The organism is Pseudomonas fontis (genome assembly GCF_028656955.1).
GTDB classification, from domain to species: domain Bacteria; phylum Pseudomonadota; class Gammaproteobacteria; order Pseudomonadales; family Pseudomonadaceae; genus Aquipseudomonas; species Aquipseudomonas fontis.
Genome location: NZ_JAMDGY010000039.1, coordinates 1 through 14927, shown reverse-complemented (window position 1 = coordinate 14927; position 14927 = coordinate 1). Strand labels below are relative to the sequence as shown.

The window sequence follows — 14927 nt, the reverse complement described above, 5'->3', positions numbered from 1 at the left end:
AATATTCATAGGGGTTTTTTGTAGGAAACTTCCTGCCGTTGCGTAGCCTTGGTCTTTCAGTGCAACTGTGCGGGAGTGGCGCACTGCATTAGGTGGAATGACTAGGCTATTGTGCGGGCTCAAAAACTAGAACAGCGAAAATTGGACTTTGCCCATGAATAAAGTGCTGATCGTGGATGATCATCCGGTCATTCGCCTGGCTGTACGCATGTTGATGGAGCGACATGGCTACGAGGTCATCGCGGAGACGGACAACGGCGTGGACGCCCTGCAACTGACACGGGAATATCTGCCCGATATCGTCATTCTCGATATCGGGATCCCCAAGCTCGATGGCCTGGAAGTTATCGCACGGTTGAGCGCCAATGGTGTGCTTATCAAGATCCTGGTACTGACCTCGCAGGCGCCAGGGCATTTCTCCATGCGCTGCATGCAGGCGGGGGCTGCTGGCTACGTGTGCAAGCAGCAAGACCTCACCGAATTGCTCAGTGCGATCAAGGCGGTACTTTCCGGCTACAGCTACTTCCCCAACCAGGCCTTGCACTCGGTGCGCTCCAACGTCGGTGGCGGCACCGAGATGGAGATGGTCGAGCGCCTGTCCGGCCGCGAGATGATGGTCTTGCAGCAGTTGGCCCGGGGCAAGAGCAACAAGGAGATTGCCGATGGCATGTTCCTCAGCAACAAGACGGTGAGTACCTACAAGACGCGCCTGTTGTTGAAGCTCAATGCGCGTTCGCTGGTCGACCTGATCGAGTTGGCCCAGCGCAACGGCCTGGTGTGACGGGGCAAAAACAACAAAGCCTCCGTCAAGGAGGCTTTGAGCAAGGGGCTGAGGCGTGCGCTACAGGTCGTAGTCGAAGTCCGCCAGGCGCTTTTGCAGGCGTCGTTCTTCAAGCATGTTATCGATGGTGCGACGCTTGCTCAGGTTGGTTTTTGCGGGTTCCACGCGCGGTTCCGTTTCGGAGTCATCCGTGTCGGCGAGGTCTTCATCAATCGCCAGGTCTTCTTTATCGGTGCTCATTCGTCACTCCAAGGCAAGAGAGCCATTGGCCGACCTTATAGCGAGATTCTTTGACCGGGTAAAAAAGATTTTTTCAATCGACTCCCGTGTTATTTCACTATTACCTCAATCGTCCGAGGTTTTCTGCTTGTAATCGCACAGGTCTTCGATGCGGCAACTTCCGCAACGCGGTTTGCGCGCCTGGCAAACATAGCGACCGTGCAGGATCAACCAGTGGTGCGCATCCAGCAAATACGCCTTGGGAATGAACTTGAGCAGGTTCTTCTCAACCTCCAGTACGGTTTTACCGGGTGCAATGCCGGTGCGGTTGCTGACGCGGAAAATATGCGTGTCCACCGCCATGGCCAGTTGCCGAAATGCGGTATTGAGCACCACATTGGCGGTTTTGCGGCCAACACCCGGCAGGGCCTCCAGCGCTTCGCGGGTCTGCGGAACTTCACTGTTGTGCAGTTCGACCAGCAGGCGGCAGGTCTCGATGACGTTCTTGGCCTTGCTGTTGTAGAGGCCGATGGTCTTGATGTAGGCCGACAGGCCTTCCACGCCCAGCGCGAAAATCGCTTCCGGGGTATTGGCCACCGGGTACAGCTTGGCGGTGGCCTTGTTCACGCCCACGTCGGTGGCCTGGGCAGACAAAATGACGGCGATCAACAGCTCGAACGGCGTGGTGTAGGCCAGTTCGGTCTTCGGGTCGGGGTTGTCTTCGTGCAGCCTGCGGAAGATTTCCAGGCGTTTGGCGGCATTCATGGGGTCACGGGTTTCCTTCACGGCGAGAGGCGGCCCGTCTGTTGCGGGCTAGGTTGATCAGGGCCAATACCAGGCCCAGGAGCAGCAAGGCGCCAGGCATCAGGCCCGCTAGGCGCACACCGCTGGCCAATAGCTCGCGGCAGGCGCCCAGGGCAATGTGCAGGGCGGCAAAGCCGACCAGCACGGTCAGTGCGGGTCGCCAGCCGGCCGTGCGGCCCAGGCTGTACTCGAAAAGCAGGCATTGTACGGCGATCAGCTCGGGGTAAATACCCAGTGTCTGGTGCAACGGCAATGCCCAGGCCAGCAGGGCGAGGTTGGCACAGGTGACCAGGGCGGCGGCGATCAGCAGGCTGGCGCACTCCCCGGCGATACCCGTCAGTCGTGCCCGCAGGGGCGTCATGCAGGCCCGGTGCAGGATGACCAGCACGAGGGTGAGCGAAGCGATGCTGGCAGCCTGTACCAGCGTCTGGCTGGCACCCAGCAGCGGGGCCAGGCTCAGGGCGGCCAATGTCGGTTTATTCATCAGGTTCCCCTGCCAGCCATTGCGGCGCCTGGCTGTCGAAGTAGCGCAGGGCGTCCTGCACCGCGTGGATCACCGCGCGCGAGGTCACGCTGGCGCCCGCCAGTTGATCGAACTGGCCGTTGTCGCGCTTGAGGCCCCAGGCCTGTGCTGGCGTGTTGCCCTGGCTGAGGCCGGTGAAGGCTCCCAGCCACGGGCTGTCCGGGGCGGCGATCTTGTCGCCCAGGCCGGGCGTTTCATGCTGCTCCAGGACCTTGGTCGCCATGACTCGGCCCGCCCGGTCAATGGCGATCAACAGTTGAATGGGGCCCTCATAGCCTTGCGTCTGGCTGTGCAGCACCACTGCGCTGGTACGCCCTTGCAAGGTCGCGCGGTAGGCGGCGAGCAGGCGGCTGTGTTCGAGCGCGGGTTGCGGCAGCGCCAGTGGCTGTTGCAGCGGCTGATTGTCATAGCGGCTGGTCGGCAGGACGCTCAACCAGGTACGCGCCTGCAATTGCGCCTGCGCCTGGGCAATACGCGGCGCAGTGGCGTGTTGCCAGGCCAGGGTGGCACCCAGGGTCAGGGCTGTCAGCAGGCCGACCAGCAACGTACGGTTCATGGCGCGACCGCCTGTCGACGCTCGGCCCAGCGCTCAAGCGCAGGCACGCAGAGGTTCATCAGCAGCACCGCGAATGCCGTGCCGTCCGGGTACTTGCCCCAGATGCGGATCAAGTACACCAGCACCCCAACGCCCACACCGAACATCAGCCGTGCCAGGGGGCTTTTCGGTCCGCTGACCGGCTCGGTAATGATGAAAAACGCCGCGAGCATCGTCGAGCCTGCCAACAGGTGCAGCAGGGGCGAGCCGTGGGAGTCCGAGCCCGAACCGTTCCAGCACAGCAGGCTGATCACCAATAGGCTGGCGAGCATGCCTACCGGCGCGTGCCAGCTGATGATCTTGCGCTGGATCAGCAGCAGCCCGCCGAGCAGGAAGCCCAGGCTGGCCCATTCGCTGCCGCGCCCGGCAAGGCTGCCGAAGGCCGGGTGCCCGGCGAACAGTTCGTCGATGGTCAGGCTGCGGTTGTTGCGCAGGGTATCGAGCACCGTGGCCTGGGACCAGGCATCAGGTTGGACGGCGTTGCCGAACACGGCCTGCAGGCTGTCACCCAACCCCAGGGGCTGAGGGGCTGGCCAGTGGGTCATGTAGGTCGGGAACGCAATCAGCACCACGGCGTAGCCAAGCATGGCCGGGTTGAACGGGTTCTTGCCGATGCCGCCGTACAGCTGCTTGCCGAAGGCGATGGCGCTGACCGCCGCGACCACCGGCAACCACCACGGCGCATAGGCCGGCAGCGCCAGGGCGAGCAAAGTCGCGCTGACCAGCGCGCTGCCATCCCCCAGCTCGACCGCGAGCGGGCGCTGCTGCAGCTTGAGCAGTGCGGCCTCGGTGGCCAGGGCGGCGCCAGCGCTGAGCAGCAGGTTGAACAGCGTGCCCCAGCCGTGCAGCCACAGCAGCACCAGAACACCCGGCACACAGGCCAGCAGCACCCATTGCAGGGCGCTGCGCAGGCGTTCGTTGGGGGCGGTGTCAGTCGCGCTCATGAGCCGAACAGTCCATTGAGGCCGAGAAACCCCATGGCCATGATCCCGGCCCCGATCAGGGTGATGGGCAGGCCACGAAAGGGCAGGGGGATGGCATCGTGCTCCGTGCGTTGGTGCAGGTCATCAAGCAGGCCCAGCACCAGCCAGAAACCCAGCCCGCTGCCCAGGCACACGGCGAGGGTGGTCAGGGGGCCAGGCGTTGCGTTGTTGATCTGTAGGCACAGCCCGAGCAGCGCCGCATTGCCCAGCAACAAGGGCTTGAGCCCGCTGAACGGCCAGTTCGGCAGTTGGCGCTGGAGCAGGCCCAGGACGGGATTGATGAGCAGCACGCACAGCGGCAAAAAGACGAACAGGCGCAAGCTGTCGAGTTGAAGCGGGCGCAGGCCGTACTCGACCAGCAGTTGGCCCGGTACCACGGTCAGCACGATCAGCAGCAAGGTTGCCAGCCCGAGCGCATGCACACGCGGTCGCGCCGCTGCATCGGCCGGTTGCAGCGCAGGGTCGATGGCCAGGGCCTGGTGCAGGACAAGGTTGTTGGCCAGGGCGGCACTGATCAGCACGAGGATGAGTTCGGTCATGGCGGCGCCGAAGGTAAAGGCTGTGCGCCATTATCCGGCAAGGACGACGCAATGAGAACGCCCCGAGCGTTTCCGTTCGGGGCGTTGGGGGCTTACTTGATGCGCTGGCCTGGCTTGGCGCCGCTGTCCGGGCTCAGCAGGTAGATCTCTTCACCGCCAGGGCCGGCGGCCATGACCATGCCTTCCGACAGCCCGAAGCGCATTTTGCGTGGCTTCAGGTTGGCGATCATCATGGTCAGGCGACCTTCAAGCTTGGACGGGTCCGGGTACGCCGACTTGATGCCGGAGAACACGTTGCGTTGCTCGTCGCCGATATCCAGGGTCAGGCGCAGCAGCTTGTCGGCGCCCTCAACGGCTTCGGCCTTGAGGATCAGCGCGACGCGCAGGTCCACCGCCGCGAAGGCGTCGAACTCGATCTCTGGCGACAGCGGGTCCTTGGCCAGTTCGCCGTTGCCGGTCTGCACGCTGGTCTGGGTGGCGGCCAGGTCTTCCTTGGAGGCATCGCTCATGGCCTGGACCTTGGCTGGCTCGATACGTGTCATCAGCGCCTTGAACGGGTTCAGCTGGTGGTTTTCCAGGCGGGTCTGGTGGTCTTGCCAGGTCAGCGGCGCGACGTTCAGGAACGCCTCGGCATCGGCGGCCAGCAGCGGCAGCACCGGCTTGAGGAAGATCACCAACTGGCGGAACAGGTTGACGCCCTGGGCACAGATGGCCTGGACTTCATCCTGTTTGCCTTCCTGCTTGGCCAGCGACCACGGCGCCTTGTCGGCGATCCAGGCGTTGGCCCGGTCGGCCAGGGCCATGATTTCGCGCATGGCACGGGCAAAGTCGCGGGCCTCATAGGCATCGGCGATGCTTGGCGCGGCGGCGAGGAAGGCCTCGGTCAGTTCCGGGGCGGCATCACCGGCCACCATCACGCCGGCGTTGCCTTTGTGGATGAAGCCGGCGCAACGGCTGGCAATGTTCACCACCTTGCCAACCAGGTCAGAGTTGACCTTCTGTACGAAGTCTTCCAGGTTCAGGTCCAGGTCGTCGACGCCACGGCCCAGCTTGGAGGCGTAGTAGTAGCGCAGGTATTCCGGCGACAGGTGGTCAAGGTAGGTGCGCGCCTTGATGAAGGTGCCACGGGACTTGGACATCTTCTGGCCGTTGACGGTCAGGTAGCCGTGCACGTTGATCGCGGTCGGCTTGCGGTAGCCGGCGCCTTCGAGCATGGCAGGCCAGAACAGCGCGTGGAAGTTGACGATGTCCTTGCCGATGAAGTGGTACAGCTCGGCCTTGGAATCCTTGTTCCAGTAGGCGTCGAAGTCCAGCTCGGGGCGGCGTGCGCAAAGGTTCTTGAAGCTGGCCATGTAGCCGATCGGCGCGTCCAGCCAGACGTAGAAGTATTTGCCTGGCTCATCCGGGATCTCGAAGCCGAAGTACGGCGCATCGCGGGAGATGTCCCACTCTTGCAGGCCGGCATCCAGCCATTCGGCGATCTTGTTGGCCACGGCGTCTTGCAGCGTGCCACTGCGGGTCCATGCTTGCAGCATGGCCTGGAAGTCCGGCAGCTTGAAGAAGAAGTGCTGGGAATCCTTGAGCACCGGCGTGGCGCCGGAGATCGCCGATTTCGGGTTCTTCAGCTCGGTCGGGGCGTAGGTGGCGCCGCACTTCTCGCAGTTGTCGCCGTACTGGTCATCGGCCGCGCATTTCGGGCAGGTGCCTTTGATGAAACGGTCGGCCAGGAACATTTTCTTGTCCGGGTCGAAGTACTGGGTGATCGAACGGTTGGCAATGTGCCCGGCGTCACGCAGCTTCAGGTAGATCTGGCTCGACAGCTCGCGGTTTTCTTCGGCGTGGGTCGAGTGGAAGTTGTCGAAGTCGACCAGGAAGTCGGCGAAGTCGCCGGCGTGTTCAGCCTGCACGGCAGCAATCAGCTGCTCAGGGGTGATCCCTTCCTTTTCGGCGCGCAGCATGATGGCCGAGCCGTGGGCGTCGTCGGCGCAGACATAGGTGCACTGGTTGCCCATATGCTTCTGGAAGCGCACCCACATGTCTGTCTGGATGTACTCAAGCATATGACCCAGGTGAATAGAACCATTGGCATAGGGCAGGGCACTGGTGACAAGAATCTGGCGTGGCTCGGACATGGGGGCTCGGCTACTTTTCGGCTACATGGTTTGAAAAAGATGATCGGCCACTATAAAGCGCCGGGAAATATATTTCACCCCATGGACGCAACTGCGATGGCCGCGCGGGTTAGCATAGCGGACTGTTTTGTTAAGCCTTATATCGGGAGTCTCCATGAGCGCCGTCACTCGCGCAGCGGTTGAAACCGTCCTTCGTCAATACACCGACCCCTACCTGAACCAGGACCCGGTCAGCGCCGGCTGTGTCCAGGCCATCGATATCCAGGGCGACCAGGTCACTGTTCGCCTGCAATTGGGTTATGCCGCCGGGTTGTTCAAGAACGGCTGGGCGCAGGTCTTGCAGACCGCCGTGGAAGGCCTTGAGGGCGTGGCGTCGGCCCGCGTCGAGATCACCTGCGTGATTGCCGCGCACAAGGCCCAGGCGCAGATCCCGGGCCTGGCGAACGTGAAGAACATCGTGGCCGTGGCCTCGGGCAAGGGTGGGGTGGGCAAATCGACCACCGCTGCCAACCTGGCCCTGGCCCTGGCCCGTGAGGGCGCGCGGGTGGGTATCCTCGATGCCGATATCTACGGCCCGAGCCAGGGCGTGATGTTCGGCATTGCCGAAGGCACCCGGCCGAAGATCAAGGACCAGAAGTGGTTCGTGCCGTTGCAGGCCCATGGCGTGGAGGTCATGTCCATGGCCTTCCTCACCGACGACAACACGCCGATGGTCTGGCGTGGCCCGATGGTCTCCGGCGCGCTGCTGCAATTGGTGACCCAGACCGCCTGGGACGACCTCGACTACCTGGTGATCGACATGCCGCCAGGCACCGGTGATATCCAGCTGACCCTGGCGCAAAAAGTGCCGGTGGCCGGCTCGGTGATCGTCACCACGCCGCAGGACCTGGCGCTGCTGGATGCCAAGAAGGGCGTGGAGATGTTCCGCAAGGTCAACATCCCGGTGCTCGGTGTGGTCGAGAACATGGCGGTGCACATCTGCTCGAACTGTGGGCATGCCGAGCACCTGTTCGGTGAAGGCGGCGGCGAGAAGCTGGCCACGCAGTATGGCGTGGAGCTGCTGGCGTCATTGCCGTTGTCGATGTTGATTCGCGAGCAGGCCGACAGCGGCAAGCCAACCGCGATTGCCGAACCGGAAAGCCAGATTGCCATGGTTTACCAGGAGCTGGCGCGGCATGTGGGCGCGCGGATCGTGCTGCAAGAGGCGGCAACGCCGGCAATGCCGAGCATTACCATCAGCGAAGACTGAGCCGACGCTATCGATCGTCAGGCTGCGCGCCGCCGTTGGAACCCCTCACGGGCTCCAGCGCAGCCTGACGGCAGCGGCTACAACGTTGTGCAAGGCAGTTGTTCCGATGCTTTTCCAAGGGCATAAAAAAAGCCCCACCTGTAAGGGCGGGGCTTTTTTCAAGCGATAAAGCGGAAGTTAGATAACTTCTACTTCTTCAGCTTGCATGCCTTTCTGACCGCGGGTAGCGATGAAAGAGACCGCTTGGCCTTCTTTCAGGCTTTTGAAGCCGTCAGCTTTGATGGCTTTGAAGTGTACGAACAGGTCGTCACCGGATTGTGGGGTGATGAAGCCGAAGCCTTTTTCATCGTTGAACCACTTAACGGTACCGGTTTGGCGATTGGACATGGTCTGTCTCCTTGGACAAAGTTAAAAACCGATCAGGAAATGCCCTGACCGAGACTGAGTGCAAAGAGGCAGAAAATTCATGAAGATGGGTTGATCGAAATCTTGCATCAGGTAGAGATTCTCAGTGACACGTGCAGCACAGTGGCGCCACCTTAACCCTTTTTCCATAACGTGCCAATGGTCTTGTTCAGCTTTCTCCAAATTCAGGACTGACGGCAATCCGCCCCCCGCCGCAGGCCCCGGGAAACGGGGATCCGACCGCTGATACCGCATGGAACTTTGAACCCGGCGCCGGGCCCGGTAAGATGCGCATCAGAATTTCTTCACCTCGCAACCTCAGGACACCCGCCATGAGCATCAAATCGGACAAGTGGATTCGCCGCATGGCGCAGGAACACGGCATGATCGAGCCTTTCGTCGAGCGTCAGGTACGTGGCGAAAGCGACAACCGGCTGATCTCCTTCGGCGTCTCCAGCTATGGCTACGACGTGCGCTGCGCCGATGAATTCAAGGTGTTCACCAACATCAATTCGGCCACCGTCGATCCGAAAAACTTCGACGCCGGCAGCTTTGTCGACGTGAAAAGCGACGTCTGCATCATCCCGCCAAACTCCTTCGCCCTGGCGCGCACCGTCGAATACTTCCGTATTCCACGCAATGTGCTGACCATCTGCCTGGGCAAGAGCACCTACGCGCGCTGCGGCATCATCGTCAACGTCACCCCGCTGGAACCGGAGTGGGAAGGCCACGTGACCCTGGAGTTCTCCAACACCACCACGCTGCCGGCGAAAATCTACGCCAACGAAGGCGTGGCGCAGATGCTGTTCCTGGAGTCTGACGAAGAGTGCGAAGTGTCCTATAAGGACCGTGGCGGCAAATACCAGGGCCAGCGCGGCGTCACCCTGCCACGCGCCTGAGTGAGCAGTTGAGGCGACGAACCGGGGGAATTCCTCCGGCGCCTGGCACTCCAACGAGATGAACCGTCCCGGCGCGCATTGAAGCGCGCCGGACTTCACTCAGGAGCCGCCGATGAAACTCGATCCGAAAATCAGCGCCAAGCTGGCCGTGCTGCAGCCCAACCAAGTCGGGCTGCTGGCGTGGACGCTGTTGGCGCACCCGCCTGTGGCCCACGCAGGCGGCGTGCCCGGTCAACCCGACCCGGACACCCCCGACACCCCGCAACCCGGCGAAAGCCAACCCATGGAACCTGGCGAGCCGACCTTGCCGGATGAGCCACCGCCTGCGCCTGTGGCTTGAAAGCTACTTGAGGTTGCCGCTGAGGAACTGGCGCAGCCGCTCGCTTTTCGGATTTCCGAGCACATCGGCGGGTACCCCTTGCTCTTCGACCAGCCCTTGGTGCAGGAACAGCACCTGGCTTGATACCTGACGGGCAAAGCTCATTTCGTGGGTCACCATGATCATCGTCCGGCCTTCCTCGGCCAGGCCCTGGATCACCCGCAGCACCTCGCCGACCAGTTCCGGGTCGAGCGCCGAGGTCGGTTCGTCGAACAGCATGACTTCCGGCTCCATCGCCAAGGCCCGGGCGATGGCCACCCGTTGCTGCTGGCCGCCGGAGAGAAACGCCGGGTATTGATCGGCTACGCGCGGGGCCAGGCCGACCTTGTCCAGGTAGGCGCGGGCGCGTTCCTCGGCTTCATGCTTGCTCACGCCCAGCACGCGGCGCGGCGCCATGCTGATGTTCTCCAGCACGCTCAGGTGGCTCCACAGGTTGAAGTGCTGGAACACCATGGCCAGGCGCGTACGAATGCGCTGCAACTCGTCGGCATCGGCGACGTGCATGCCGTGATGGTCGTGGACCATCTTTATCGGCTGGCCGTCCAGGGTCATGCTGCCGTCGTTGGGCTGTTCGAGGAAGTTGATGCAGCGCAGGAAGGTGCTCTTGCCCGAGCCGCTGGCGCCGATCAGGCTGATCACGTCGCCGGTCTTGGCCTTGAGCGAGACGCCCTTGAGCACATGGTGATCGCCATAGCGCTTGTGCAGGTCTTCGATGGTCAGTTTGTACATGCACAGGCCCTCATGGCGATAACAGGTAGCCGCTGCGGTAGGCCTGGTTGCCCGCCACGTGGGCGATGACCATGCCGGCCGTGGCCATGCGCCGCAGCGAACGGGCATACATCAGCCCGGGTTGGGTATTGCGCACCGGGGTGACCCGGTCGCAGAGCGGGTCGATCACTTCGGCGATCAGAGTCCCGGCTTCCAGGTACTGGCCGGGCGTGGCGTGGAACACCAGTAGGCCGCCCAGTGGCGTGGCCACCGGCTCCACCGCCGCCAGCGGCGTGGCCGGGTAGGGCAGTGCCGGCAAGGGCGCGGGGCGGCCTTCGATGGCACCGTAGTGGGTCAGGTAATTGAGGATCGCCTCGCAGTCCTGGGTGGCCAGCGGGTGGCTGACATCGCCCTGGCCACGCAGCTCGACGGTGACCGAGAAGCTGCCCTGGGGGATCGGGAACTGTTTGCCGAAGCGCTGTTGCAGTTGCCACCAGACCAGGGTGAAGCACTCGTCGAACGACTGCCCACCGGAATCGGTCGCCAGCAAGCTGGCCTGGGTGCCGAGGTAGCGAGCCAGCGGTTCAACCTGCGGCCAGGCTTCCGGGGTGGTGTACAGGTGTTCCACGGCTTCGAAGTCGCAGTGCAGGTCCAGCACCATCTCGGCGTCGCAGGCCAGGCGTTGCAGGGTCAGGCGCTGGGCGCGCAGCGGGGTCGAGGCGGGCTGGGCGTCGAGGGCGCGGCGCAGGCTTTCGCGAATCAGCTCGACGTTGTGCGCCGGGTCCTGGTTCAGGTGTGCCTCGATCTGGTCGCCGATGACGTCGCTGAGGTCGACGAAGTGGCGGTTGAAGTTCTCCCCGCTTTGCAGCTCGTAGCGGCCCAGCGGCACGTCCATCAACACCTGTTCCAGGCCCACCGGGTTGGCGATGGGCACCAGGACGATCTCGCGTTGCAGCTTGCCCTGGCCCTCCAGCTCGGCCAGGCGCTGCTTGAGGTGCCAGGCCACCAGCATGCCGGGCAGTTCGTCGGCGTGCAGTGACGCCTGGATGTACACCTTGCCCTTCCCGCGGGGGCCGAAGTGGAAGCTGTGGATCTGGCGGGCAATGCCTGGGACGGGCGCCAGAATGTCGTGAGTCGAATGATACATAACAGTCCTAGTGAGCAGGGCCGAGGAAGGCCAGCCAGCGTCGCTCGGCAAGGCGGAACAGACCGACCAGGGTGAAGGTCACGCACAGGTAGATCAGTGCGGCGATGCCGAACGACTGGAACGTGAGAAATGTCGCCGAGTTGGCGTCACGGGCAACCTTGAGGATGTCCGGCACGGTGGCGGTGAAGGCCACCGTGGTCGAATGCAGCATCAGGATTACCTCGTTGCTGTAGAACGGCAACGAGCGCCGTAGCGCCGACGGCATGATGATATAAGCATAAAGTTTCCAGCCCCGCAGGCCGTAGGCCTTGGCGGCTTCGACTTCGCCATGGTTCATGCTGCGTATGGCCCCGGCGAAGATCTCGGTGGTGTAGGCGCAGGTGTTCAGGGCGAAGGCGAGGATGGTGCAGTTCATCGCGTCGCGAAAGAAGCTGTCGAGCAGCGGTTGGTCGCGCACGGCTTGCAGGCTGTAGATGCCGGTGTAGCAGATCAGCAACTGGATATATAGCGGCGTGCCGCGGAACAGGTAGGTGTAGAACTGCACGGGCCAGCGCACCCAGAAGCGCCGCGAGACCCGGGCGATCGACAGCGGGATCGACACCAAAAAGCCGATCAGCAGCGATGCGCTCAACAGCCACATGGTCATAGCCAGGCCGGTGATGTGCGTGCCGTCGGTGTAGAGGAAGGCGCGCCAGTATTCCTGTAGCAATTCGATCATCGGATGGCCTCCCGGGTACCCACGTTATAGCGCCGTTCCAGCCAGCGCAGGACCATGTTCGAGGCGCTGGTGATCAGCAGGTAGATGAACGCGGCCACCACCAGGAAATAGAACAGTTGGTAGGAACTCTTGCCAGCGTCCTGGGCGGCCTTGACCAGGTCGGCCAGGCCGATGATCGAGACCAGCGCGGTGGCCTTGAGCATCACCATCCAGTTGTTGCCGATGCCCGGCAGGGCAAAGCGCATCATTTGCGGGAAGACCACGAAGCGGAACCGCTGGAAGCGCTTGAGCCCGTAGGCGGTGGCAGCTTCAACCTGGCCGCGCGGCACGGCGAGGATGGCGCCGCGGAAGGTCTCGGTGAAATAGGCGCCGTAGATGAAGCCCAGGGTGATCACCCCGGCGGCGAACGGGTTGATCTCGATGTATTCCCATTCGAAGTAGTCGGTGAGGCTGGTCAGCCAGGTTTGCAGGCTGTAGAAAATCAGCAGCATCAGCACCAGGTCCGGGACCCCGCGAATCAGCGTGGTATAGGCCTGGGCGGGCACCCGCAGCATGCGCACCGAGGAGAGTTTGGCGCTGGCGCCGAGCAGGCCCAGGCCCACCGCCACCAACAGCGACATGAAGGATAATTTGATGGTCATCCAGGTGCCTTGCAACAGCAGCGGGCCGAAGCCCCTCAAGCTGAATGCCGAGAGCCCCAGGTGCTGCAGCAGGTCGTCGAACATGGAGCGAACCTTGTGCCGGTCTAAAAAGAGGCGCCCCTTGCAGGCAAGGGGCGCCGTTTTGGGGCGTTTTCTTATTTACCGCTGTAGAGGTTCAGGTCGCCGAAGTGCTTTTGCTGGATTTTGGCGTAGGTGCCGTCGTCGTGTAACGCTTTGATACCCTTGTCCAGTAGCGCCTTGAGCTCGGTGTTACCTTGTTTGATACCGACGGCGGTCTTGGACGGTAGCAGTTCGCTGTCTACCGGCTTGCTGACTTCATAGTCGGCGCCTTGTGGCGACTTGAGGAAGCCCAGTTCGGCTTGCAGCATGTCCTGGATCGAGGCATCGAGACGCCCGGAGGTGAGGTCGGCGTAGACCTGGTCCTGGTTCTGGTAGGCCTGGGTCTTGACCCCGGCCTTGTCCAGCACGGCTTTGGCGTAGGCTTCCTGGATGGTGCCTTGCTCGTAGCCGACGGTTTTGCCCTTGAGCGAGGCAGGGTCGGCCGTCAGGGTTGCACCTTTTTTGAACACCAGGGCGGTCGGGCCGGAGAACAGCTCGCTGGAGAAGTCGATGACTTTCTCGCGGGCTGGGGTCACGGTCATGGACGAGATCACGCCATCGAACTTGTTCGCCTTGAGGCCCGGGATCATGCCGTCGAAGTCGCTCTCAACCCACTTGCACTTGACCTTCAGCTCCATGCAGATGGCGTTGCCCAGGTCGATGTCGAAGCCCACCAGGCTGCCGTCGGCGGCCTTGGACTCGAACGGTGCGTATGACGGATCGACGCCAAAACGCAGCTCCTTGTATTCCTTGGCCAGGCTATTGCCTGCTGCCAGACACAGTGCGAGTGCGGAAAGCGTCAGCCATGCTTTTTTCATTGTGTCGTCCTTAGAACCGAGAAATGTTGGGTTGGCACAAGGCCGTTACCGGTCAATGCCAGACATCACAGTGATAGCAAATTTCACACCACTCTGTAGGGGGGACGGGGGATGGCGTGTGTAAAGGTGGTTGAAGGTGCTGCTGGAGGGGTGCCCCGCACCGGGTTCGGTCGGGGCACGTGCGTGCGGGGTTACAGCGCGGACAGCTCTATTTTCCAGGTGTCATTGTCGCCAACGCGGCGTTTGTGCAGGCGGCTGCGGGTGATGCGCTTTCCATTGCTCACCAGGTAGGCCGTGGCGTGCAGGTAGCCCCAAGTGGTGTCGGCGGCATCCGGGTGCAGGTGGGCAGGGTCGAAGGCCACCTCCAGGGTGGTCGGGCTGGCGGTTACCGGGGCCGAGGCGTCGGCATCGAGCAGGTCGCGGTAGAAAGTGGCTTCGTTGCCCACCCAGAGGGTGGCGTAGGCCTTGGTGCCCTTGGGGATTTCCAGGGTTTCCGGCCAGGTGAGTTCGAGGTTGATATGGGTGTAGGGTTCGCTGGTCATGGTCGCTTCCTTGTGGGTGGCACCCTCGGGGTGGGTGTCGGGCCACGCTATGCGACGGGGTGGGGTTGGTGTAAGGCGGAAGCTTTTCTGGATGGGGGCCACTTTGGCAAACGCCGGTGTGCCGGCCCGGCCCAAAGCAACCAAAGGTCTGGCCCCCATTCGGCCCTACGCTCCGGCGCCGTTCAGCCTCTGGAAACGGGGCCGGTAGATCAAGATCAACAGCACAATTCGCTTCGCTCTTGCTTGAACTTTGTAGCCGCTGCCGACAGGCTGCGCTGGAGACCGCAGGGCTCCCAAAGGCGGCGCCTGCTATGCAGGCGAGCGCAGCCTTACGGCAGCGGCTACATGAGACCCACCTTCAAGCCCCTGCAACACCGCGGTCACCTATTGCTGGGTGCTCGTCGCCAAACGAATGGGTGGCAGCTATGCGCAGGTTGGCGAACCGGTACCAGGAGGCCGGCAGGGTCGAAACCCTCCCACGCACAGCCGCCATAAAGCGTGAGCCACGGGGATTAACCAAGCTATGCCGAGTCGCCAAACCCGATCAGCGATGTGTTCGGTGACTGAGCGAGGCTAGTACGCAAGTGTTTCCCTGGCAATCAGCTGGCTGCGACAGACCGCGTAGGATAGGTCGTAGGACCGGAAGTTGACTGGCACAAACCATGTGGGGGCTCCGATCAAGGTCAAGAGTACGCTGTCTTGAACGTTGTAGATACCGTCTTGCC

The 14927-nt window shown here is 62.5% G+C and carries 18 protein-coding genes; 4 read left to right on the top strand and 14 right to left on the bottom strand.

The annotated features are described in order from the left end of the window. Positions 1-154 precede the first annotated feature (154 nt). On the top strand, positions 155-781 hold the full coding sequence (locus tag M5G11_RS14960; protein ID WP_273913394.1) for a response regulator transcription factor: 627 nt from the start codon (positions 155-157) through the stop codon (positions 779-781). Between the two features lie 60 nt (positions 782-841). Here the strand turns inward: M5G11_RS14960 and M5G11_RS14955 are convergent, their stop codons facing one another. The 7 genes from M5G11_RS14955 to metG form a co-directional block, all read right to left on the bottom strand. Next, positions 842-1021: a PA3496 family putative envelope integrity protein gene (locus M5G11_RS14955; RefSeq protein ID WP_273913393.1), complete on the bottom strand. Its 180-nt coding sequence runs from the start codon at positions 1019-1021 to the stop codon at positions 842-844. Between the two features lie 105 nt (positions 1022-1126). Then, a complete protein-coding gene (gene nth, locus M5G11_RS14950) occupies positions 1127-1765 on the bottom strand; it encodes an endonuclease III (protein WP_273913392.1) in 639 nt (212 codons plus the stop codon). 4 nt (positions 1766-1769) lie between these two features. Continuing rightward, positions 1770-2288, bottom strand: a complete 519-nt coding sequence (locus M5G11_RS14945) for an Rnf-Nqr domain containing protein (protein WP_273913391.1) — start codon at positions 2286-2288, stop codon at positions 1770-1772. Continuing rightward, positions 2281-2883 carry an RnfABCDGE type electron transport complex subunit G gene (locus tag M5G11_RS14940; RefSeq protein WP_273913390.1) on the bottom strand — a complete coding sequence of 201 codons (603 nt, stop codon included), beginning with the start codon at positions 2881-2883 and terminating at the stop codon, positions 2281-2283. Before M5G11_RS14940 ends, M5G11_RS14945 begins: the two co-directional genes overlap by 8 nt. Beyond that, complete coding sequence (locus tag M5G11_RS14935) at positions 2880-3866, bottom strand: RnfABCDGE type electron transport complex subunit D (protein WP_273913389.1); 987 nt, start codon at positions 3864-3866, stop codon at positions 2880-2882. The genes M5G11_RS14940 and M5G11_RS14935 overlap by 4 nt, the downstream gene beginning before the upstream one ends. After that, a complete protein-coding gene (locus M5G11_RS14930; RefSeq protein ID WP_273913388.1) occupies positions 3863-4444 on the bottom strand; it encodes an Rnf-Nqr domain containing protein in 582 nt (193 codons plus the stop codon). The genes M5G11_RS14935 and M5G11_RS14930 overlap by 4 nt, the downstream gene beginning before the upstream one ends. Positions 4445-4536: 92 nt before the next feature. After that, a complete protein-coding gene (gene metG, locus M5G11_RS14925) occupies positions 4537-6576 on the bottom strand; it encodes a methionine--tRNA ligase (RefSeq protein WP_273913387.1) in 2040 nt (679 codons plus the stop codon). Positions 6577-6730: 154 nt separating this feature from the next. Between metG and apbC the strand changes: the two genes are divergently transcribed. After that, a complete protein-coding gene (apbC, locus tag M5G11_RS14920; RefSeq protein ID WP_273913386.1) occupies positions 6731-7825 on the top strand; it encodes an iron-sulfur cluster carrier protein ApbC in 1095 nt (364 codons plus the stop codon). A gap of 177 nt (positions 7826-8002) precedes the next feature. Here the strand turns inward: apbC and M5G11_RS14915 are convergent, their stop codons facing one another. Next, positions 8003-8212, bottom strand: coding sequence for a cold-shock protein (locus M5G11_RS14915; protein ID WP_010221054.1), 210 nt, complete (start codon positions 8210-8212; stop codon positions 8003-8005). A gap of 350 nt (positions 8213-8562) precedes the next feature. Between M5G11_RS14915 and dcd the strand changes: the two genes are divergently transcribed. Both dcd and M5G11_RS14905 read left to right on the top strand, forming a co-directional pair. Then, positions 8563-9129, top strand: coding sequence for a dCTP deaminase (gene dcd / locus M5G11_RS14910; protein ID WP_273913385.1), 567 nt, complete (start codon positions 8563-8565; stop codon positions 9127-9129). Between the two features lie 112 nt (positions 9130-9241). Beyond that, positions 9242-9469 (top strand): hypothetical protein, encoded by a 228-nt coding sequence (locus M5G11_RS14905; RefSeq protein WP_273913384.1) that lies wholly within the window; start codon positions 9242-9244, stop codon positions 9467-9469. A 3-nt stretch (positions 9470-9472) separates the two neighbouring features. Here the strand turns inward: M5G11_RS14905 and M5G11_RS14900 are convergent, their stop codons facing one another. The 6 genes from M5G11_RS14900 to M5G11_RS14875 form a co-directional block, all read right to left on the bottom strand. After that, complete coding sequence (locus tag M5G11_RS14900; RefSeq protein ID WP_273913383.1) at positions 9473-10237, bottom strand: ABC transporter ATP-binding protein; 765 nt, start codon at positions 10235-10237, stop codon at positions 9473-9475. Positions 10238-10247: 10 nt separating this feature from the next. Next, positions 10248-11363: a succinylglutamate desuccinylase/aspartoacylase family protein gene (locus M5G11_RS14895; RefSeq protein ID WP_273913382.1), complete on the bottom strand. Its 1116-nt coding sequence runs from the start codon at positions 11361-11363 to the stop codon at positions 10248-10250. A gap of 7 nt (positions 11364-11370) precedes the next feature. Next, entirely contained in the window at positions 11371-12081 is a 711-nt protein-coding gene (locus tag M5G11_RS14890; protein ID WP_273913381.1) for an ABC transporter permease, read from the bottom strand. Beyond that, positions 12078-12806 (bottom strand): ABC transporter permease, encoded by a 729-nt coding sequence (locus M5G11_RS14885; protein ID WP_273913380.1) that lies wholly within the window; start codon positions 12804-12806, stop codon positions 12078-12080. The genes M5G11_RS14890 and M5G11_RS14885 overlap by 4 nt, the downstream gene beginning before the upstream one ends. A 71-nt stretch (positions 12807-12877) precedes the next feature. Continuing rightward, positions 12878-13660, bottom strand: a complete 783-nt coding sequence (locus tag M5G11_RS14880; RefSeq protein ID WP_273913379.1) for a transporter substrate-binding domain-containing protein — start codon at positions 13658-13660, stop codon at positions 12878-12880. Positions 13661-13851: 191 nt separating this feature from the next. Continuing rightward, the gene (locus tag M5G11_RS14875) at positions 13852-14202 is read right to left on the bottom strand and encodes a hypothetical protein (protein WP_273913378.1); all 351 of its coding nucleotides are present in this window, start codon (positions 14200-14202) and stop codon (positions 13852-13854) included. Between the last annotated feature and the right edge of the window lie 725 nt (positions 14203-14927).

What these genes read in the sequence shown, in the direction of transcription:
- M5G11_RS14945 (WP_273913391.1), bottom strand. Translation starts at nt 2,288, where the DNA reads ATGAATAAACCGACATTGGCCGCCCTGAGCCTGGCCCCGCTGCTGGGT.
- M5G11_RS14875 (WP_273913378.1), bottom strand. Translation starts at nt 14,202, where the DNA reads ATGACCAGCGAACCCTACACCCATATCAACCTCGAACTCACCTGGCCG.
- dcd (WP_273913385.1), top strand. Translation starts at nt 8,563, where the DNA reads ATGAGCATCAAATCGGACAAGTGGATTCGCCGCATGGCGCAGGAACAC.
- M5G11_RS14915 (WP_010221054.1), bottom strand. Translation starts at nt 8,212, where the DNA reads ATGTCCAATCGCCAAACCGGTACCGTTAAGTGGTTCAACGATGAAAAA.
- M5G11_RS14900 (WP_273913383.1), bottom strand. Translation starts at nt 10,237, where the DNA reads ATGTACAAACTGACCATCGAAGACCTGCACAAGCGCTATGGCGATCAC.
- M5G11_RS14880 (WP_273913379.1), bottom strand. Translation starts at nt 13,660, where the DNA reads ATGAAAAAAGCATGGCTGACGCTTTCCGCACTCGCACTGTGTCTGGCA.
- M5G11_RS14940 (WP_273913390.1), bottom strand. Translation starts at nt 2,883, where the DNA reads ATGAACCGTACGTTGCTGGTCGGCCTGCTGACAGCCCTGACCCTGGGT.
- M5G11_RS14890 (WP_273913381.1), bottom strand. Translation starts at nt 12,081, where the DNA reads ATGATCGAATTGCTACAGGAATACTGGCGCGCCTTCCTCTACACCGAC.
- M5G11_RS14895 (WP_273913382.1), bottom strand. Translation starts at nt 11,363, where the DNA reads ATGTATCATTCGACTCACGACATTCTGGCGCCCGTCCCAGGCATTGCC.
- M5G11_RS14935 (WP_273913389.1), bottom strand. Translation starts at nt 3,866, where the DNA reads ATGAGCGCGACTGACACCGCCCCCAACGAACGCCTGCGCAGCGCCCTG.
- metG (WP_273913387.1), bottom strand. Translation starts at nt 6,576, where the DNA reads ATGTCCGAGCCACGCCAGATTCTTGTCACCAGTGCCCTGCCCTATGCC.
- M5G11_RS14930 (WP_273913388.1), bottom strand. Translation starts at nt 4,444, where the DNA reads ATGACCGAACTCATCCTCGTGCTGATCAGTGCCGCCCTGGCCAACAAC.
- M5G11_RS14955 (WP_273913393.1), bottom strand. Translation starts at nt 1,021, where the DNA reads ATGAGCACCGATAAAGAAGACCTGGCGATTGATGAAGACCTCGCCGAC.
- apbC (WP_273913386.1), top strand. Translation starts at nt 6,731, where the DNA reads ATGAGCGCCGTCACTCGCGCAGCGGTTGAAACCGTCCTTCGTCAATAC.
- M5G11_RS14960 (WP_273913394.1), top strand. Translation starts at nt 155, where the DNA reads ATGAATAAAGTGCTGATCGTGGATGATCATCCGGTCATTCGCCTGGCT.
- M5G11_RS14905 (WP_273913384.1), top strand. Translation starts at nt 9,242, where the DNA reads ATGAAACTCGATCCGAAAATCAGCGCCAAGCTGGCCGTGCTGCAGCCC.
- M5G11_RS14885 (WP_273913380.1), bottom strand. Translation starts at nt 12,806, where the DNA reads ATGTTCGACGACCTGCTGCAGCACCTGGGGCTCTCGGCATTCAGCTTG.
- nth (WP_273913392.1), bottom strand. Translation starts at nt 1,765, where the DNA reads ATGAATGCCGCCAAACGCCTGGAAATCTTCCGCAGGCTGCACGAAGAC.